Origin of the sequence: Reichenbachiella sp. MALMAid0571 (genome assembly GCF_040151475.1) — a bacterium.
Taxonomy (GTDB): Bacteria; Bacteroidota; Bacteroidia; order Cytophagales; family Cyclobacteriaceae; genus CAXBNB01.
Genome location: NZ_JBDKWG010000147.1, coordinates 1 through 20,289, shown reverse-complemented (window position 1 = coordinate 20,289; position 20,289 = coordinate 1). Strand labels below are relative to the sequence as shown.

Below are 20,289 nucleotides of genomic sequence, written 5' to 3'. Positions count from 1 at the left end.
TTACTGGAAGTTTTTACAAAGCTTCCAGTAGCCAGTGCAATAAAGAGATTGTCGCAAAAGTTAAGCAGTTGCCGGACTTGTTCCGGTATCCCTTTGGAAACGCAGCAATAGCTGTTTCTAGGACAGACCTCAGAATACCTGCCTAAAGGGCAGTCAGGAATCTGGGGATTATTTGACTTTTGAGACAGCCTCTTTATTCTATTTGCAAACAGGAGACGTATATTAATTTTGCTTTGGTTTTCGGGAAATATAATTGTAATATAGATGTTCTGTTATTGTGCGTGATGTTGTGAAAAAGCCAATTATGAGTATGGAAAAAAATGGCCCAAAAATATTCACGATTACTCTTATACTATTTTTAGTACTTCTCTTAGATTCATGCCAACCTCATATTGCAACTGGTATATGGAAACAAAGGGGATATGGACGAATTTTAAAAGTGGATGGGAGCGAATTTTCTATTTATACCAGCACAGATGGTTATTGTAATGAGTTGTCCTCAAAGGGAAAGTTTGATAAACATTTCAAAATAGTAAGCATAGATGAAAATGAGCTCATAATTGATCATGGAAGTACAAGAAATTATCATTTTACCCGTATCAATGAGCTTCCTTCAGTATGTGGTTCTGGAAATGAAAATTTTGATACAAATCCTATAAAGAATTTCAGTGTTTTTTGGCAATTGTTTGAAGAGAATTATGCTTTTTTCGAGCAACGAGGTATTGATTGGAACGAAGTAAATCAATACTATACCCCAAAGGTTGAGCAAATCAAATCAGAATCAGAGTTTTATCAACTCATCAAAAGTATTTTAGACTCTTTACATGACGGGCATGTTAAAATAAGAGTACCGGAATCAACAAGTACAGAAGCAAATAAAAATGATTTCAATTTTGAACAGGTGAAGGTAGAAATTCCGGATGCCATTTTGAATAAATATGTTGCTTCACCAAAATCATATAATGTTAAAACAATTTCTTGGGGTAAGCTAAAAGGGACAAATGTGGGTTATATAGTTGTTCCTAAAATGTTTGGCTTTCCAAACTACGGGCTTTCTGAAGATGATTTTAACAAAAAATTAAATGAAGTATTTGATGCTGATCCGGGACCGGGATATGATTATTTCCAAGAGGAAAGGAGGGGTGTTGATTTTGTAATGGAAAAAATTCATGCAGACCTGGGAGATACTGATTCCATTGTTTTTGACCTGAGGTTTAATGAAGGAGGGTTTAGTAGTGTGTCTCTAAAACTGTTAAGTCACTTTATACATAAGCCTTATAAGGCTTACACCAGAACGATAGAAAAAAACACGGAGGAACCTCTGGTGCAGGATTATATTATTAAGCCTGCCATGAAAAACATTTTCAATCAAAAGATTTGTCTTTTAACAAGCTACTGGTCTGCAAGTGCCTCTGAAATCTTTGCGTTAAGCTCTATGCCATCTGATAATTTCACCAGATATGGTAGCAAAACCAATGGTGTACTTTCGGAAGTTGCTTGGTGTGTTTTACCTAATGGATGGGAAATCTCAATGTCCGTTGAGGTTGTTTCTGATCCAATCGGAAAAGAATATGAAGTAGTAGGGGTTCCTGTGGATTTTGATATGAATTATCCGGAAAATGGAATGGATTTTTATCAAAGTTTCTATCAACACGGAGAGTTTGCAGATCCATTATTAGAGAAGTTTTTAAAATAAATTTTCACATTCATCAATAGACATTATCACGGTTGATTTATTATGGAGAATTTTGCTCTTAAAAAAACCGCCAATTCATTGCTAATTTTGGAGAAAAAAATCTTGTAATCTCTCTATGCACAATCAACCGTGATAATGTCTAATGTCTGTTAAAAGGCTAAATGATTTTGGTTAGTTTTATTTGATTTGCAAATAGGAAATATATAGTTATATTTGTTTTGGTTTTAGGAAAATAATATTAAATATGAAGATAGGTGCATTTGAAGAACTGGTTTTATTGGCAGTCGGCTCCCTTGGAGATGAGGCTTATGGTGTTACTGTTAAGGAGCTTTTACTGGAAAAAACGGGAAAGAATCCAAGCATTGGAGCACTACATTCGGCTTTTTATCGATTGGAAGAAAAAGGATGTTTGGAGTCTAGTGAAGGTGGGGCTACGGCAGAAAGGGGTGGAAGAAGGAAGAAGTATTACCAGCTCACCTCCTTTGGCAGAAAAGTGCTGGTGGAAGCCGATGAACTGCGCATGGCCTTCTTCCAACAAATCCCCGGACTGAATCTCAACAGAGGATAATGAAACACTCGCAACATATCCCCAAATGGCCCGAACGTCTACTCAGAGCATTCTGTTCCGAACGGGTACTCGAATACCTCCAAGGGGACGTGTACGAGCTTTATGAAATCAGGCTTAAACGCTTGGGGAAATTCCGGGCACAACTTTACCTGATATTGGATGTTCTTAGTGCATTTCGCCCCCTCTTTTTTAAATCAAATTGGTCAAACTCAAATACTATAACAATGCTTAAATACAATCTAATACTCGCTATTAGAGGCTTCAAAAGATACAAAAGTACTTTCTTTATCAATTTAACTGGCCTGTCAATTGGACTGGTATCGGTACTTATGATCTACCTCTGGGTACATGATGAAATGTCATTCGATAAGTTCCATGTCAAAAAAGACAGATTGTATCAAGTAATGACAAATACAAGCTCAGAAAATGGCATTTTGACACATGGGAGTACATCCACGCTGTTGCCGGATGCATTGAGAAGTGAAATACCCGAAGTGGAGTATGTCGTGCCAGTTCGACCAATGCCTGTTGCTATCATATCTTCCGAAGAAGTGCAGGTTAAGGCAAGTGGTCAATTCGCAGGCAAGAATTTTTTTGATGTATTTACCTACAAAATATTGGTGGGCAATCAACAGAATGTCCTTCAGGATAAGTATTCGATGGTTATTTCTGAAGAACTGGCAATTAAACTTTTTGGCACACCGGAGAAGAGCTTGGGCAAATCGGTAGAGTGGAAATTGGATAATTTTGGTGGGACTCACATCATTTCGGGAGTTTGGGAAAAACCGAAACAAAACTCGTCTGCACAATTTGATTTCCTTGTTAGCCATGAGGCTTTTCTGGAAAGAAGCAGAATGGATAACAGCTGGGACAGCAATCCTATCGCAGCTTACCTTACCTTAAAACCAGATACCAATCTTGACTTGTTCAACTCAAAACTCAGCGATTTTTATAATAAAAAGCGAGGCAATGATATTGCAGAATATCCTAGTATGTTCCTCCAGAAATTCTCTGACAAATACCTATATGGTAGATATGAGAATGGCAAGGTTGCAGGTGGGAGGATCGATTATGTGATCTTATTCTCTATAGTGGCAATCTTCATTTTGGTCATTGCCTGCATTAATTTCATGAACTTGAGTACTGCGCAGGCATCCAAAAAGCAAAAGGAAGTAGGAATCAAAAAGGCCTTTGGCATTTCCAGAATTATGATTGCATTCCAGTACATCAGTGAATCCATTTTATTGTCAGCTTTATCACTCGTGGTAGCCCTTGTTGTGGGCTTCCTATTGTTGCCTGAGTTCAACCATATTTCAGGGAAACAATTGACCATGAATGGTGGTTGGGTCTTGTTCCTCTTCGGGTTTTGTGTGGTGCTTATCACTGGCCTAATATCGGGGAGCTATCCGGCATTTTATCTATCCGGCATGAAAGCGGTAGAAATACTCAAGGGAAAGTTGCATACTACTGTAAGCGAGCTTTGGATACGAAAGGGTTTGGTAGTCTTTCAGTTTTCCATTTCTGTCTTGTTAATCGTCGGAGTACTTGTGGTCTATAAGCAAATGAACCTTGTACAAAACAAAAATCTTGGATTCAGTAAAGAGCACGTAATCACGTTCTCCTGGCCCAGGCAGCAAAATGAAAATATGCAGCTATTTCTGGAGCAAGTGAGGAACACGCCAGGCATCATTAACACTTCCAGCACATCTGAACCAATCATTAATGTTCAAAGTACATCCAGTGGACATGGCTGGGAAGGACAGCAAGCCAATGAAGAAGAAATCCAGTTCACAGGCTTAAATGTAAACTACAATATCTCTGAAACATTGGATATTGAATTAGCGGAAGGCAGATTGTTCTCAAAAGAATTTGCAAGTGACAGAAATGCTGTAGTACTCAATGAAACTGCAATCAATGCTATGGGATTGACCGACCCAGTCGGACAGTGGATGGAACTGTTTGGAATGAGACGTGAAATTATTGGGGTGGTAAAAGACTTTCATTTCCAGTCCATGCACGAAAGCATCAAACCGATGTTTATGGTCTTCAATCCCGGATATGCAGGAACGATCAATATTAGACTTAATGCAAATTCCGAAAATGGAACAATTGCCACCATTGAAAGCCTCTATCAAAGCTTCAACGTAGGTGTTCCTTTTGAATTCAATTTTCTTGACGATTCCTATCAAAACTTATATGAGTCGGAAATGAGGGTATCAGGCCTGTCAAAATATTTCGCCTCTGTTGCAATTGTATTGTCGTGTCTCGGCCTATTTGGTTTGGCAACTTTTACTGCCGAACGCCGGACAAAAGAAATAGGGATTAGAAAAATCCTGGGATTAAGTGTATTTGGCATAGTGAAAATGCTCACAGGTGATTTTTCCAAAATGGTACTTGTCGCAATTATTATTTCATTACCCCTTGCATATTTCATGGCTGAAAAATGGCTGGACGGCTTTGCTTACCATGTCGATTTAGAATGGTGGTTTTTTGCAGTTTCCGGGTTAGCAACATTGACCATCGCACTGATTACTGTAGGCTGGCAGACTTTGAAAGTAGCTCAAATAAACCCCTCTGATTGCTTAAGGGATGGATAACAAGTACCTCCCCAATATTGGCGTCAGATTCCTTTACTAGACTACCATGAAGATTTATCAGATGTTGTTATATGATCTGGAGGAGTTTATCCATGGGAATTCAAATTTGTATCAGAAAAGTGTTGGGTGCTTCATTCCAAACAATATTTCAACTACTTACCATAAATTTTCTAAAGCTTGTGGTTGTTTCTCTTGTTATGGCAATACCAATAGGTTGGTTAATGGTGCAAAACTGGTTGCAGGATTATGAATACCGGATAGAAATGCATTGGAGTGTATCTGCTGCAGCTGGTGCAATAGTGGTGGTATCTGTATTGACTGTTAGTTTCGAATCCATTAAGGCTGCTGTGATTAATCTGGCAAACGGGTTGAGAACTGAATGATGGATTTCTTTTTATAATTTTCCACTCAAACCATGTTTAAATTGAAATATGAGAAGTACCTTTAGTCCCTATATGTTACCTATTATAAGCAACTATTCTTAACCTGAGAATAGATCAAGTGATCTAGTGCAAGTTTTAGAATCCAACCTTTTTTATGAAAGTTAGTGCCTTTACTTTTTCAATTGTTTTTTTATTCAATTGTCACCTTCTTTTTGCCCAGACCGACCAAATCAACAGAGAAAAATACAAATTGTTTATCTATGAGACCCAAGCTACTATAGAGGTAGATGGTATTTTAGACGAAGAACCCTGGCTCAATGCACAAAGAGCTAGTGATTTCTTCAGAGTCTTACCAATTGATACAGGTTTTGCTGTTTCCAAGACAGAGGTAATGATGACCTATGATGAAACACATCTCTACATGGGTATTATATGTTATGATGTTACTCCCGGCAGACGGCCGGTTGAGTCTCTTCGAAGAGATTTTACTTTTGGGAAAAACGACAATTTCCTTTCATTTATAGATACCTACAACGATCAAACCAATGGATTTTCATTTGGAATATCTGCCGCAGGTGCTCAGTGGGATGGTACTCAATCCAGCGGAGGAACGGTTGGACTTGATTGGGACACTAAATGGAAATCGGAGGTGAAAAATTATCCGGACAAATGGGTTGCTGAATTTGCAATTCCCTTTAGAAGTATCCGCTATAGAGAAGGAGATACAGAATGGGGCATAAGTTTTAGTCGCTTGGATTTAAAAAATAATGAGAAATCGAGTTGGACACCAATACCAAGACAATTTCCTACGGCTAGTCTGGCTTATACCGGAACTCTGGTTTGGGATAAACCACTTGGCAAAGCAGGGACTCGGTTTGGTCTTATCCCATATATATCCGGTAGAGTTTTACAGGATGTGGAGACTGGAGAACCTGCAAATACCAAAGGAGACGCAGGGTTGGATGCGAAAATTTCCTTATCTACTTCTATGAACCTGGACTTAACGGTGAACCCGGATTTTTCACAAGTGGAAGTTGATAGACAAGTAACCAACTTGAGTAGATTTGAACTATTTTTTCCTGAAAAGCGTCAATTTTTTCTGGAGAACAGCGACATTTTTGCGAGTCTGGGGACTTACGGCTTGAGGCCTTTTTTTTCTCGTAGAATAGGTCTTCAAAATAAAGTAAGGGCAGGAGCAAGAGTCAGTGGTAAGCTGGGTGAGAAATGGAGGATTGGCCTGATGAACATGCAGACTGGTAGTAGTGACATTGAGTTTGGAGCCAATTATAGTGTCGCCACTGTCCAGAAGCAGGTATTTAGTCGTTCGAATCTGAATTTGTTTGTAGTAAACAAAGAGTTGACAACAAATTATAATGAACAAGATACCATTTTGGCTAAATACAATCGGGTAGCTGGCATTGATTTCAATCTCGCAAGTGCCGACAACCAATGGACAGGAAAGATGTTTTATCATCAATCATTTTCTCCTCAAGCAATAGATAAGCATTTTACCACATTCGGAGAACTGAATTATAAGACCCAGCAATTCAATCTATCGGGACGCTATACCTATGTTGGAGATGGTTATGATGCCGAAGTGGGTTATGTGATCCGAAAAAACTATCACCGAATCAACCCTGAAATAGGCTATAAGTTTTATCCTGGCTCCAACCGCATTGCCAACCATGGTTTCAATTTCTCAGTAAATAATTTTTACAAACCAGACTTTACTTTAACCGATAGAGCACTTCAATTGAAATATGCTATCGTTTGGCTCAACAGGAGTGAGCTTAGTCTGGAGCTTACTGATGGGTTTGTGAGACTCTTAACGCCATTTGATCCTACAAATAACGGAGGAGAAAAATTGGATACAGGAAGTACTTACAATTGGAAAGAATTTACTTTGACATATACGTCTGATGCCCGACAGCTTTTCAATTATATAGTTTCAGTAAGGTCTGGAGGTTATTTTGATGGCAATAGGTTTAGCTTAAATGGAGAAACGAATTACCGTGTACAGCCTTTTGGTTCATTGGCTTTGGTATCGTCCTTCCATCGGATTACCAATTTGTCCACTCAATTGAGTGATACAGAGTTTTTTCTGATAGGCCCAAAACTGGACATCACATTTACCAATAAAATATTTTTTACCACTTTCGTTCAATACAATGATCAAATAGATAATTTGAATTTGAACATGAGATTTCAGTGGCGATTTGCTCCGGTTTCTGATTTGTTTATCGTTTACACGGACAACTCTTTTCCAGAGAATTTTCAAACCAAAAACAGAGCTTTAGTATTGAAATTGTCTTATTGGTTCAACTAAATCCTGCTTAGAGATAGCATAAAATGAGGTATTAATATAAAAGAACGTGCTCATTGGCATACTTTACCAAGTCTGTTCTGTTTTTCACCCGCATTTTTCTTATCATGTTTTTCTCATGGGTTTCGATTGTTTTTAGATTGAGAGACAACTGTTCAGCAATCTCTGGTGTTGAGTGATCTTGAATAATCAATTTCAATATTTCCAGTTCCCGATTTGATAACAAATTGTTTGATTTAGATACTTGTATTTGAACTTTAGCAGGATCAATTTCTGGACTAAAATAGGTTTTTCCGTTTAGAATTTTTGCTATAGCCGATTCCAATTGGCTGTACATGTCTTTTTTTAGGAGATAACCATTTATGCCTAAAGAAATCAATGGGTTTATTATGTAGGATTCATCATGCATGCTTAAAATGAGTACTTTGATGTTGGGTTGACAAGCTCTGGCTGCTTTGGTCAATGCTGCACCGTTAAGCCCGGGCATTTCATAGTCTGAGATCAACATATCATATTGATCTTTATTGAGGGCTTCAACTGCTCTGAAGGAGTTACTCTCTTTCTTAACCTCAGCGATTACTACGAAATCATCTATTAGTTTTTTAATGCCATCAAGAAGCAACGCATGGTCATCTACAATTAAAATTTTCGGGATTTTCATAAATAGCTTTGGGTTAATCTTGTTAAAGATTTGAAACACCAAAACTAGTACTCTCTGATTTTTTGACAATACCCTCTATCTGGTATAATTTTATTCTAGTGAAATTAGTTAAAACTATAGTGACTTATAGCCAGTAATAATTCTATTTCTCGACCAAAACAAAATCTACTCTTCGATTTTCTTTACAGGGGGTAGGACAGATGGTTTCTGTATCTCCTTTTCCAATAGTTGAAATCCTTTTTTTGTTTACCCCTTTATTCGTTAAATATTCCATGATGGCATCAGCCCTTTGCTGGGATAAGATTAGATTTTTTTTAGGGTCACCTAATTTGTCTGTATGTCCATTGATAGTTACATCTGTACTGGGATTGTCGTTTAAATAGCCGTAAAGCTTGTCAAGTTCATCATATGAACTGGGTGTCACTGTGGATTTTCCCAGGTCAAAAAATACATTTTTTAAAATGATAGTACTACCAACTTTTACTTCATCATCGCCTATTTTTACTATGGGCTTAGCGATAGGAAGTACTTCTTTTTTTGCTTCAACTTCTACAATTGCTACTTCTTCTTTTTCTATAACCTCCTCTATTTCTTCTTCTTCCACGGGTTCAGAGTATTCGATAGGTTTACTTTCTACCACATCTCGGGTCATAGTCCATAAATTAAAATCCCTCGGATTATCGTTGTTTTTCCAGATTCCAGAGATTCTATTTCCTTCTTGATTCAGGTATAATTTAGCAGTTCCTGTTACTTTTTTCTCATTCCAATCAAATTCAATTGAATTTTCACTGATTTTACCATTGTTTACTTTTCCTTTGATTTTACTCTGCCCATTAGTATATACATAAGAGCCAGTAAAAGATTCTCCTTCCTGCTCAAAGGTTATGTCTTGCCAGTTGGTGTGCCAGACTCCATCCACCTGAACAGTCCTTTTTATTTTGTTTGCTGGGATTCCTATGGCTTCAAATTCAGCAAGTTGTACACGCTCGTTGTTGCCATAGTTGTCTAAAATAACAAGCTTGATCCACCTGGCTTTTGTATTAGGTACATCAAAAATGTTGACTGTTTCTTTTTTTAGCTCGTATTCACCTACTGTATTAAACCCCGTGTCTTTGCCAGTTTCGGACATTTCTACCCGTACGTTTTTGGTTTCTATTCCCGGATAAAACTCACACTTGTTATTGAATATTAATTGCCGGATTTTATATTCTTCTGCTAATTCAACAACAAATTCAAATGGAAACTGTGTGTTTTTAGAACTCCAAACATATGGGCTCTTATCGAATAATGCTCCCGGAGAGTATTTGGCAAGTATTTTTCTCTCAGTGATCTCGACCATAGATGGAGGGACAGAAATCATTTTAGAGCCCAGCTCCAGAGAAATAATATTGACAGGCTTTTGAGCAAAAGATGAATTAAAGACCGCATGAGATAAGAATAAAATGGCGTAAATAGTTAGTCGCATGGTATCTGTATATTTAGAGTCAAGAAAGTTTTGACAAGTTTATTCTATTTGTTATTACTAAGGTAATTAATTGATTAACTAATGGGAACAAACTTAACACCAAATTTAGCATTCATGTATTTGAACGGATTAGAAAATTCTGATGTTGGTAGTATGTCTGTACCTTATCAAATTTATAAAGGAACTGGTTTAAAATAATTACATATATTTTCCCATAAGGTTTTTCATCTCTTCTTGCAATAATTTAGCTTCAAAGTGAGCTGCTTCTGCAAAATCTTTCCCATCGCTTTTATAGATGATGCCTCTGGCTGAGTTCACTATTAAGCCACATGTGTTGTTCATGCCAAACTTACAAACAGCTTCCAAATTCCCTCCTTGTGCACCAATACCGGGAACCAAAAGAAAATGGTGCGGTATAATTGCACGAATTTCTGTGAGGTATTCAGGCCTGGTAGCACCCACTACATACATGAGATTGTCCGGAGTGCCCCAAAGACTGGATTTGGATAATACATGCTTGTAAAGAGGTTGACCTTCAGTTTGAAGAAATTGAAAATCTTTGCCCCCTTCATTGGAAGTTACCGCAAGAAGTATTACCCATTTATTTTCGAATTGTAAAAATGGAGAAACAGAGTCAACACCCATGTAAGGAGCTACTGTCACAGAGTCAAAATTCATCTTTTCGAAAAATGCCCTTGCATATAAAGAAGAGGTATTTCCAATATCACCCCTTTTGGCATCTGCAATGGTAAAAATATCTTTTGGAATATAATTAACAGTTTTCTCTAAAGATTCCCAACCTCTTGAGCCCATAGCTTCATAAAAAGCTATATTTGGCTTGTAGGCTATAGCAAATTCTTTGGTAGCATCTATGATTTGCCTGTTGAATTCGAAAATGGGGTCTTCTAAATCTAGTAAGTGCTTTGGTATTTTATTAATGTCTGTATCTAAGCCAACACAAAGAAAAGATTGTTTTAGTTTTATCTGATCAAATAGTTCTGTTCTTGTCATGAGCCAAAATTAATTCCATTTCTGATATGTTAGGAAGGCTTTAGCCTATTTTTACAGCAGAATAATCATTTTTGAATGAGACTAATCAGACATCCTGTATTATGTAACTACTACGTCACCTATCGTTGCAATGCTAAATGTGGATTTTGTGATATATGGGAAAAACCATCACCCTATGTAAATGTAGAAACAGCCAAAAAGAACCTTGCAGATCTTAAGAGATTGGGAGTCAAGGTAATTGATTTTACAGGGGGAGAGCCTTTGATTCATCGTGAAATTGATGAACTGCTCGGAGCAGCCAAAGAGATGGGTTTTATTACTACAGTAACGACTAACTGCTTGCTCTATCCGAAATGGGCCAAAAAACTACAAGGTAAAATCGACATGCTTCATTTTTCATTAGACTCATCAGAAAAGAGTGAACATGATCAAATGCGGGGAGTAGCATGTTTTGATTTTGTAATGGAGTCTATTCGTATTGCCATTGACCTGAATGAAAGACCAGACATTTTGTTTACAGTATTTGAAAAACACACAGATCAGATAGAGGAAGTGTATAAAAAAGTATGTCTTCCCAATAACCTGGTTTTAATATTGAATCCGGCTTTTGATTACAATGATGTGGAGTCTGGGCCACCACTTTCTACTGATACCCTGAATACTTTGCTGAAGTGGGGTAAAAGAAAAAATGTATATCTGAATGAAGCTTTTGTAGATTTGAGAAAGGACGGAGGAAACAAAGTTGATAATCCAATATGTAAAGCTGCAAGTACAACTATTGTAATCAGCCCGGAAAACGAGCTTGTGTTACCGTGTTATCATTTAGGAGAAAAATCTTTCCCAATCAGCAACAATTTATTCAATCTGTATCACTCAGAGGAAGTTCAAAAACTTGTAGCTTTGGAAGGCAGGTTTCCGGCATGTGAAGGTTGTACGATCAACTGCTACATGCAGCCCTCTTTTGCTGTTGAAGTAAATAAATATTGGTTTACTGCTCTAAAAAGCACTATTAAATACAATAGATTAAAAGGTACATGGAAGAAGCTGCTACCTTTTTGAATGATTATTTAAGTATTATCATTAATACATAATAAAATTATGCATAATAGAATTGTGTAATTATAAATTTTATTACCTAACATGTTGTTTTACCTTCATATTCTTTGGTGAAGGCCTCATCAACGGGTTCCCACAATTCAATTTTATTGCCTTCCGGATCCAGAATCCATGCGAATTTACCATATTCATATTCTTCCGTTTTACCTATTATCTCAACACCGCTATTTTTGAGTTCTTCCAGAAGTTTGATCAAATTTTCTACACGGTAATTGATCATGAATTGCTTTTTAGAAGGTTCAAAATATTTACTTTTTTCTGACATAGTACTCCATTGGAGGTATTCTTTTTTATCAGGAGTAGCACTGGAGCAAAATTCGAATAAGGATCCATACTCATTTGTAACTAACCCAAGGTTTTGTCCATACCATTCCCGCATTTGATCAGGATCTTTACACTTAAAGAAAACCCCACCTATTCCGGTAACTTTCTTCATATTTTGTATTTATTGGTTTATATCAAATATAGGCTATATAGTCCTTAAATTCTTAGGGTTAAAAAAAAGTGTCAACTTATTGGAATCATAGAGATTGAATTATATTTGTGCCAGATTTTTACCTGTAAAAAATAAAACTTCTTTTATAATGTCTTCTTTTATCATAATCACATCTATTGTAGCCTTCACATTGGTGATTTTGCTGCTGGTGTTTATTTTGCTATTTGCACAATCTAAGCTTGTACAATCAGGCGATGTAAAAATTACCATCAATGGTGATACAGCAAATCCAATTACTGCGTCAGCTGGATCAACACTTTTATCGACTCTTGGAGCTCAAAAAATATTTCTTCCTTCAGCATGCGGTGGTGGTGGTACTTGTGCAATGTGCAAGTGTAAAGTACTAGATGGTGGTGGAGATGTGTTACCAACTGAGGTTGGTCATTTAAGTCGCACAGAGCAAAAGGAGAAAGTGAGACTTTCGTGCCAGGTTAAAGTGAAAGAAGATATGAACATTGAGATTCCAGAAGAAATATTTGGAATCAAGAAGTGGGAATGTGAGGTCATTTCCAATTTCAATGTTGCAACTTTTATAAAAGCGTTTATAGTCAGACTTCCTGAAGGGGAGACATTAGATTTTCAGGCTGGTGGATATATTCAGATAGATGTTCCGAAGTGTGAAGTTGACTTTAAAGATATTGACATTCGTCCTGATCCAAGCGATCCTGCAGGTCCGGACAAGTTTAAAGAAGACTGGGACAAATTTGGTTTGTGGGATTTGAAAATGAAAAACGATGAGCCAATATTCAGAGCTTATTCTATGGCAAACCACCCTGCAGAAGGTAATATTGTGATGTTGACAATAAGAATTGCAACTCCACCCTGGGACAGAGGTAAAAATGCCTGGATGGATGTGAATCCCGGAATTTGCTCTTCGTATGTTTTTTCCAGAAAAGTTGGCGATAAGGTAACAATATCCGGCCCTTACGGTGAATTCTTTATAAAAGATACTGGTGCAGAAATGATATATGTAGGTGGAGGTGCTGGAATGGCACCAATGAGATCGCATTTATTTCATTTATTTCATACATTAAAGACAGGTAGAAAAGTGACTTACTGGTATGGAGGTAGGTCTAAAAGAGAGTTATTCTATATCGATGATTTTAGAAACATTGAAAAGAACTTTCCTAACTTTAGTTTTCATGTAGTGCTTTCTGATCCGTTACCGGAAGACAATTGGGTGGAGAAAAAGTCTATGGATGATCCTGAAGGGGATGGTTTTCTTGGGTTTGTACACAATGCTGTTATTGAGCAGCAGCTGAAGAAACATGATTCTCCTGAAGACATAGAGTTTTACTTTTGTGGACCACCAATGATGAACTCAGCAGTGTTGAAGATGTGTGACGATTGGGGAGTCCCTTCCGAGAATGTAGCATTTGATGACTTTGGAGGATAAGCCAAAACAAAAAATAAAGAACTAAAAAGGGGAATTTCATTCCCCTTTTTTTATGTAGTTTTGATCATACCAACTCTAATATAGCAGTTCACTATGGATCTCAAACTTTTTTTTGATGCAATTGACGAAAAACTGGCCTCTGAAGCACTTCCAAACGATTCTTTATTCAATTTTATTTATGTTAATCAGCATAAAATGCCCGAAAAAGAAGGGTTGGATATTGCAATTATAGGGTTAAATGAAATAAGGGGTAACAATACTATAGACACCAGTGGCACGGAGCAAATTCGAAAAAAACTGTACTCTTTAAAAAAGGGAGTTGGTTCTTGCAATATCGCCGATTTGGGTAACCTTAGAAATGGGCCATCACGTGAAGAAACAGTGGTTAGGATAAAAGAAGTTGTATTTCACCTAATGGAGGACAATATTTTGCCAATATTAATTGGAGGAACACATGATTTAGACTTTGGTCAGTACCTGGCTTACGAAAATCAGGAAAAGCTTGTAAGTATTTTGAATGTGGATTCTCGTTTTGACCTGGAAGATGAAAAAGAGGTGTCTGCAAATGCAAAACATATTCATAAGATATTTACTCATGAACCAAATTACTTATTCAATTATAATCATTTGGCGCATCAGAGTTATCTGGTAAATCCTTCTGCATTGAAGGTTATGGAGCAACTAAATTTTCAATCTTTTAGGCTTGGTGAAATACGTGAAGACCTTAAAAGAGCAGAACCACTTATTAGGGAAGCCGATATGCTGACTTTCGATATTTCTTCGATTAGGAATCAATATTGTCCGGGAGGATCTCAGTCTGAGGTGTTTGGCCTGACAGGTGAGGAAGCATGTCAAATCTGCTGGTATGCTGGTATGAATGACAAGCTCAGTTCAGCTGGTTTTTATGAGTATGATCCGAAAAAAGATATTGAAGGTCAACCGACTGCCATGACTATGGCTGTTATGATTTGGTATTTTATCGAAGGGTTTAAAAACAGGAAGGGAGAGAAGGGTTTTCAGACCAATGATTTTTTAAAATACATTGTATCAATGGATTCTGCACCGGAGACTATTGTTTTTTATAAAAGCCAGTTGTCTGAAAAGTGGTGGATGGAAGTGCCTAATAATGCAAGAAAGGGCGTTTATGATCGGAATTTTATCATTCCTTGCGACTTTTCTGATTATGAAAAGGCTACAAAAGGTGAGGTTCCGGACAGGTGGATCAGCACGGTAGCAAAAACTTCGTCTTAAAATTGGAGCAATATCAAGTTACCTGCCAGGCATTATTATCCACATTATGATGTAAACCAGTAATCCTGGAAACGCAGCACTTAGTATGGATATTAATACATATCCTATTCTTGTAAGGGTAGGATCGAATCCGAAATAATCTGCTATACCTGAGCACACTCCGGCAATTATTCTGTCGTCTGATCTTGTCAATTTTTTTGTCATGCTTTTATTGTTTAGGCTATTAAGTTCGTCAATTTAATGCTCAATAATAAATATTCACATTAAAATTTTGTTGTTTCTATATATGTAGGCATTGATTAAACCAGCTATTTCTTTAACGGGTTTTTGCAACGACTTCTGTATAAATTCACTGGTAGGTTTCCCCCATTCCAGTTGTTTGTTTTCTTTGCTTGTAGCTTTTGAACCAAATCCAATGACTACTATTGCTACTAATACTCCCAGAATAATGAGTAAAACTTTAGAAGAAGTAAAACTAATCTTTTTCATTTCAATACGATTATCATCTTAAGGCGACAATAGATATGCCATATTTTGTAAGGTGCTTATTTACAGTTAATTATATTTATTTTTGATTGAAAAATGGGAGATAAGTGTATCGTTACCGAACAGATTAATTTCATTTATTGTCCGTTGGTAAGCCAGATAGATGCACTTTATTGGCCTAACCCTGACCAGAGTATGACATTATTTACAAGCCTTACCAGAGGATAAAGTAGCCAGACTGAATAAGTAACCATTATTGTGTTTTTGTTTATACCAAACTTTGATTGAAATTGCTGTAAACCAGAGATGATTAATAAAAATAATGGTAGAAATATTATTGAGAGATACCGTTCTATATCAGAGTATATCAGATCTCCTTTTAATATGATAAAAGGGGGAAACACAAAAATTATAAAAATAAGAAAGTGTTTATAAGGAATATAGGAAGTTGAATGAATAATGGCTAACCTAACCAAATATATAATGCAACTAATGGTCACTAATAACACCATTAAATCAATAGTAACAATGCCAGTATTCGGAAAAAAAGATTTTGAAAAATTAATGGCTACTTGTATAGTATTTCCGATGATATCAACTCCCGAAAAATGATTGAGTCTTTCATAATGTCCTACATGATTAGATAGAAGGTGTTGCCACAAAAAGAAGAGAAATAAAGGCACGAGAAAGTTGAGGATGCTCCATACTTTGAAGGGAGTTTTTCGGAGATGATAGAGTAAAAAGGAACCTGATAAGACAACAAACACAATACCAATATGTCTGAGGCCAATGAGTAAAATACTGGTGGCCATAAGTATGATTATATACTTTGAAGAGGCTTTTCTGAGTGTTTTAAACAATACGATGAGATGAATATTCCAGATGACCATAAAGATTGGTTCGGGTAATAAAAACTCGTAAAGCATGAGAAGTGGAGTGCTCAGAGCAATTGTAGATTTAAGTAAAACCCGGTATGATAAGTCCGTTATTAATTGATTTGTCAAATAAAATGACAGGTAGAGAGAGCAGGCATAAAATAGAAAGTTGCTCCATGTGATCAGTGAAATATTGTTGTCAAGCAAATAAAGAAAAATAGGGAAAAGAGGAGGTTTTGCACGAAATACACCTGAATCAAATAGATTGTTTAATTCATTTTCTGCGATATAGCTTCCTCCCTTAAGGAAAAGATTGGAATCAAAACTCAAGCCGATACCATTGCTCAGAGACAGGGCTAAAAACGACAGTGAAATGCCTGCAATGATATGGTTTGAGTAGTCGGTTAATCTCAAAATGCTGGTATAGTATTTTAGTTGTTTTTACCGGCATGATCTAGTACAGCATTCCATACTCGAAAGACATTTTTGTAGCATATCTTTTCAATATCCTCTTCAGAATATCCTCTATTGAGAAGTTCCTCTAAAAGATTGGGGTATCCTGAAACGTCTTTCAGACCAGTAGGCAATGAGTTGCCTACACCATCATAATCCGATCCTAGTCCGACATGGTCAATTCCGGTCAATTTTACTACATGATCAATATGATCGGCTACAATTTCTACATCTGCATAGAGTTTATTTTCTTCTAGCCATTTGGTATTGAATGCTTTGGCCAAACTATCCTTACCAGTAAGGTTGTTCTCTTTCATGAAAATTCTTTTGAGAGAATCTCTTTCTTTAAGTCTTTTTTCATATTTATAAGTAAGAAAAGACGATCCAAAGTTGATTTGTATCACACCGTTTTTCTTGGCCAATAGTTTAATCATATCGTCACTCATATTTCGCTCAAACCCCGGAGTGAATTTTCTGACAGATGAATGAGATGCAATGCAAGGAACGTCTGTAAGCTCCATCACCTGATAAAAAGTACTGTCGGATATATGCGAAACATCAACCATTATCCCCTGTTTATTCATTTCTAAAACGACTTCTTTTCCAAAAGGGCTTAAGCCATTCCAGGTTCTGACAGGGTCATAAGAAGAATCGCATATTTCATTTACTTTACCATGTGTAAGGGTAATGTAGCGGATGCCACGGTCAAAAAAGTACTTTACATTGTTGATGTCACCTTCGATTGGCGAACCATTTTCCATTCCCATTGGTAGGGATATTTTTCCGGATTTGAAGTTTTTTATCACATCGTTTGGTGAAGAAGCCAATCCAAAATGATTTGGGAATGAGGTGGTGATGTGCTCTACCATATTGATCAATGAATCTGCCAGTTCCTTTGATCCACCGGTTTTCTGCAAAGCCGGAGGTATAAAAATTGACATAAATGGAGCATCCAGTCCTCCTTTTTTTGCTCTGGGAAAATCGAAATCTCCTTTTATGCCGTCAACAAGAGTTGGAGTGTTTTTAAGGTCTAAAAAACCCATACTTTTCAGGTGGTATGGCAGATCAATGTGTCCATCTGTAATGATGAACTTTTGTGCCAGGTTCTGAGCCAATATTTTGTTGTCAATTTGGAGGTTTTTTGGCGAATTGCTTTCTTTTTTCTGTGTACAAGAAGCCATAGCAAATAAAGCTATCACCGCTAAAATTCCAGATAATTTCAATTTGTTCATGCCGGAGGTTTTTGTGTTTTATTTGTCAATCTTATTTTAGAATGCTATTTTCATCAAAATTAAGATACAAATTTTAGAATAGCCTAAATAAAACGGATTGAAATTTTACGTTTTTAGAGAATTGAAAGAAGTATCTAAATGATGGGTATTTACGCTCTTTCAGATAATTCAAGCCACCTCAACTCTTTTTCATCAACCTCTTCGGTTATTCTTTCTATTTCCGCTGACCATTTTGCAAGCTCTGCATGATCGGTACTACCAGAATTCAATTTTTCGATTAATTCTTCTTTACTGGCTTCCAGTTTTTTGAGTTCTGTTTCCAGTTGGTTGAACTCCTTTTGCTCATTGAAATTTAATTTCTTTCCGGATTCCTTTTTTGTTTCTGGTTTTTTCTCCGTTTTAGGCTCTTTTATTGGTTTAAGGTTATCTGACTTTTCGTTTTGTACTTGTAGTCTGTAGTCAGTGTAGTTTCCGGGAAAGTCTTTGATCTCTGATGTTTCATCCAAAATAAACAAATGATCCACAAGTTTATCCATGAAGTATCTGTCATGAGATACCAGAATCAAACACCCTGAGAAATTCTGTAAATACTCTTCCAGAATATTTAATGTTACAATGTCCAGATCATTTGTGGGTTCGTCAAGGATGAGAAAGTTAGGGTTGGACATCAGTACACGAAGCAATTGAAGCCGCCTTTTTTCACCGCCACTCAATTTCGATACAAAGCTGTACTGTGATGCCGGAGGAAATAGAAAGAGATTGAGTAATTGAGAAGCAGTTACCGTGCTACCATCGTCGAGTGTAATTACTTCGGCCACTTCTTTCACTACATCTATTACTTTTTGATTCTCTTTTACAGGGAAATCATCTTGCGTATAGTAGCCAAATTTGGTATTGATGCCTTTGTCCAGGTTGCCAGAGTCAGCTTCCATTTTCCCCGTCAATACGTTGAGAAAAGTTGATTTTCCAGTGCCGTTTTTGCCTACGAGCCCTAGTTTTTCTTCTCTTTTGAAAACGTAGGAGAAATCCTCGAAGATTTTGACATCACCGTAAGATTTGGAAATTTTCTCCAATTCGATGATTTTTTTGCCTTGCCTGCTTCCGGAAACTTTTATTTCCAACTCGCCTTTGCTCAGGTTAACTGTTGCTTTTTCCTTGGTGTCATGAAAGGCTTCAATCCTGTATTTGGCTTTGGTTCCTCTGGCTTTGGGCTGCCGTCTCATCCATTCCAATTCTTTTTTCATCAGATTACGTGCCTTGTCCTTAGAGACCTGTTGCATTTCTTCACGTTCAGCCTTCTGTTCCAGATAGTTACCATAATTTCCTTTGAACTTGTGCAACTGTCCGTCTGCTATTTCTATGATTTCGTTTGTTACCCTGTCTAAGAAATACCGATCGTGAGTCACCATCAGGATGGAAAGGTTGGCAGTAGATAAGTAGTCTTCGAGCCATTCTATGATTTCCAAATCCAGATGGTTGGTAGGCTCATCGAGTATCAATAGGTCTGGCTTATCAATCAATACCCTTGCCAGTGCTATTCTTTTCTTTTGCCCTCCGGATAGGTTTTTAATTTCCCTGTTCAGGTCTTTGATGCCTAGTTTTCCCAGTATTTCTTTAGCCCTGTGCTCATAGTTCCAGGCATTGAGGCTATCCATTTGAGTGAATACATCCTGAAGCTCTTCCTGTTCTTTTTCCGAAGGGTTTTCCAATTCTGCCAGTTGGCTATACCTTTTGAGTACCACTGCTTCCGGGTGCGAAGAATCAAATATGGAATCGAGTATAGTTATATAGGTACTTAAATCCGGAGACTGATCTAGGTATTTTACAACAAGGTCTTTTTGAAAAGATACTATACCTGTGTCAGGAGTATCTTTTCCTGCAATGATATTTAAAAGAGTAGATTTCCCACATCCATTGACTCCAATCAATGCGGCTTTCTGCCCTTGTTCCAGGCCAAATGTAAGGTTTTCAAAAAGAACTTTTTCGTTAAAACTTTTACTGAGTTTTTCTACAGATAGGTAATTGACAGGCATATATTTTTTAATTCTGATGCGAAGTTAGCCCAATGACATGAATGGGCAAAACTATCTGTAGGCAGAACGATGGGGAACATTACAGGAAGTGAAAATTGATGATTTAGCTAGGAGTCTGTCGGACTTTCAATAATCAGGAGAGTAAAAAATTCAATTTTCAGAACCTAAAATTAGATTTTGATCGTCCCTTTTTCGAATACGGTTTTGGTTTTGGTTTTTTTTCCTGTTTTTGCGCTAAACCGGACTG

The 20,289-nt window shown here is 37.0% G+C and carries 17 protein-coding genes; 9 read left to right on the top strand and 8 right to left on the bottom strand.

Translation table 11 applies throughout. The annotated features are described in order from the left end of the window. Positions 1-304 precede the first annotated feature (304 nt). The 5 genes from AAOP42_RS19470 (at position 305) to AAOP42_RS19450 (ending at position 7,570) form a co-directional block, all read left to right on the top strand. Positions 305-1,696 (top strand): S41 family peptidase, encoded by a 1,392-nt coding sequence (locus tag AAOP42_RS19470; protein ID WP_349530253.1) that lies wholly within the window; start codon positions 305-307, stop codon positions 1,694-1,696. Between the two features lie 244 nt (positions 1,697-1,940). Continuing rightward, the gene (locus tag AAOP42_RS19465) at positions 1,941-2,264 is read left to right on the top strand and encodes a PadR family transcriptional regulator (RefSeq protein ID WP_349530252.1); all 324 of its coding nucleotides are present in this window, start codon (positions 1,941-1,943) and stop codon (positions 2,262-2,264) included. Next, complete coding sequence (locus AAOP42_RS19460) at positions 2,264-4,861, top strand: ABC transporter permease (protein WP_349530251.1); 2,598 nt, start codon at positions 2,264-2,266, stop codon at positions 4,859-4,861. Before AAOP42_RS19465 ends, AAOP42_RS19460 begins: the two co-directional genes overlap by 1 nt. 92 nt (positions 4,862-4,953) lie before the next feature. After that, positions 4,954-5,244: an ABC transporter permease gene (locus AAOP42_RS19455; protein WP_349530250.1), complete on the top strand. Its 291-nt coding sequence runs from the start codon at positions 4,954-4,956 to the stop codon at positions 5,242-5,244. A gap of 154 nt (positions 5,245-5,398) precedes the next feature. Continuing rightward, positions 5,399-7,570 (top strand): DUF5916 domain-containing protein, encoded by a 2,172-nt coding sequence (locus AAOP42_RS19450; protein WP_349530249.1) that lies wholly within the window; start codon positions 5,399-5,401, stop codon positions 7,568-7,570. A gap of 31 nt (positions 7,571-7,601) precedes the next feature. On the opposite strand, the gene AAOP42_RS19445 is transcribed toward AAOP42_RS19450, so the two are convergent. The 3 genes from AAOP42_RS19445 to pyrF form a co-directional block, all read right to left on the bottom strand. Continuing rightward, the gene (locus AAOP42_RS19445) at positions 7,602-8,228 is read right to left on the bottom strand and encodes a response regulator (RefSeq protein ID WP_349530248.1); all 627 of its coding nucleotides are present in this window, start codon (positions 8,226-8,228) and stop codon (positions 7,602-7,604) included. Positions 8,229-8,370: 142 nt separating this feature from the next. Further along, positions 8,371-9,693 carry an OmpA family protein gene (locus AAOP42_RS19440; RefSeq protein ID WP_349530247.1) on the bottom strand — a complete coding sequence of 441 codons (1,323 nt, stop codon included), beginning with the start codon at positions 9,691-9,693 and terminating at the stop codon, positions 8,371-8,373. A gap of 198 nt (positions 9,694-9,891) precedes the next feature. Further along, positions 9,892-10,704: an orotidine-5'-phosphate decarboxylase gene (gene pyrF, locus AAOP42_RS19435; RefSeq protein WP_349530246.1), complete on the bottom strand. Its 813-nt coding sequence runs from the start codon at positions 10,702-10,704 to the stop codon at positions 9,892-9,894. A 75-nt stretch (positions 10,705-10,779) separates the two neighbouring features. On the opposite strand from pyrF, the gene AAOP42_RS19430 reads away from it, so the two are divergent. Then, positions 10,780-11,763, top strand: coding sequence for a radical SAM protein (locus AAOP42_RS19430; RefSeq protein ID WP_349530245.1), 984 nt, complete (start codon positions 10,780-10,782; stop codon positions 11,761-11,763). Positions 11,764-11,839: 76 nt separating this feature from the next. Here AAOP42_RS19430 and AAOP42_RS19425 read toward each other — a convergent pair whose 3' ends face one another. Next, positions 11,840-12,256: a VOC family protein gene (locus AAOP42_RS19425; protein WP_349530244.1), complete on the bottom strand. Its 417-nt coding sequence runs from the start codon at positions 12,254-12,256 to the stop codon at positions 11,840-11,842. Between the two features lie 148 nt (positions 12,257-12,404). Here AAOP42_RS19425 and nqrF point away from each other — a divergent pair, with 148 nt between their 5' ends. After that, positions 12,405-13,712 (top strand): NADH:ubiquinone reductase (Na(+)-transporting) subunit F, encoded by a 1,308-nt coding sequence (nqrF, locus tag AAOP42_RS19420; RefSeq protein ID WP_349530243.1) that lies wholly within the window; start codon positions 12,405-12,407, stop codon positions 13,710-13,712. Positions 13,713-13,805: 93 nt separating this feature from the next. After that, a complete protein-coding gene (locus AAOP42_RS19415; RefSeq protein ID WP_349530242.1) occupies positions 13,806-14,963 on the top strand; it encodes a formimidoylglutamase in 1,158 nt (385 codons plus the stop codon). An 18-nt stretch (positions 14,964-14,981) separates the two neighbouring features. Here AAOP42_RS19415 and AAOP42_RS19410 read toward each other — a convergent pair whose 3' ends face one another. Both AAOP42_RS19410 and AAOP42_RS19405 read right to left on the bottom strand, forming a co-directional pair. After that, complete coding sequence (locus AAOP42_RS19410; protein ID WP_349530241.1) at positions 14,982-15,167, bottom strand: PspC domain-containing protein; 186 nt, start codon at positions 15,165-15,167, stop codon at positions 14,982-14,984. A 54-nt stretch (positions 15,168-15,221) separates the two neighbouring features. Then, on the bottom strand, positions 15,222-15,452 hold the full coding sequence (locus AAOP42_RS19405) for a hypothetical protein (RefSeq protein ID WP_349530240.1): 231 nt from the start codon (positions 15,450-15,452) through the stop codon (positions 15,222-15,224). 93 nt (positions 15,453-15,545) lie between these two features. Between AAOP42_RS19405 and AAOP42_RS19400 the strand changes: the two genes are divergently transcribed. After that, positions 15,546-15,677 carry a hypothetical protein gene (locus AAOP42_RS19400; RefSeq protein WP_349530239.1) on the top strand — a complete coding sequence of 44 codons (132 nt, stop codon included), beginning with the start codon at positions 15,546-15,548 and terminating at the stop codon, positions 15,675-15,677. A gap of 1,078 nt (positions 15,678-16,755) precedes the next feature. Here AAOP42_RS19400 and AAOP42_RS19395 read toward each other — a convergent pair. Together AAOP42_RS19395 and AAOP42_RS19390 are read right to left on the bottom strand one after the other, a co-directional pair. Next, positions 16,756-18,009, bottom strand: a complete 1,254-nt coding sequence (locus tag AAOP42_RS19395) for a dipeptidase (RefSeq protein WP_349530238.1) — start codon at positions 18,007-18,009, stop codon at positions 16,756-16,758. Between the two features lie 149 nt (positions 18,010-18,158). Continuing rightward, positions 18,159-20,042, bottom strand: coding sequence for an ABC-F family ATP-binding cassette domain-containing protein (locus AAOP42_RS19390; protein ID WP_349530237.1), 1,884 nt, complete (start codon positions 20,040-20,042; stop codon positions 18,159-18,161). Positions 20,043-20,289 lie beyond the last annotated feature (247 nt).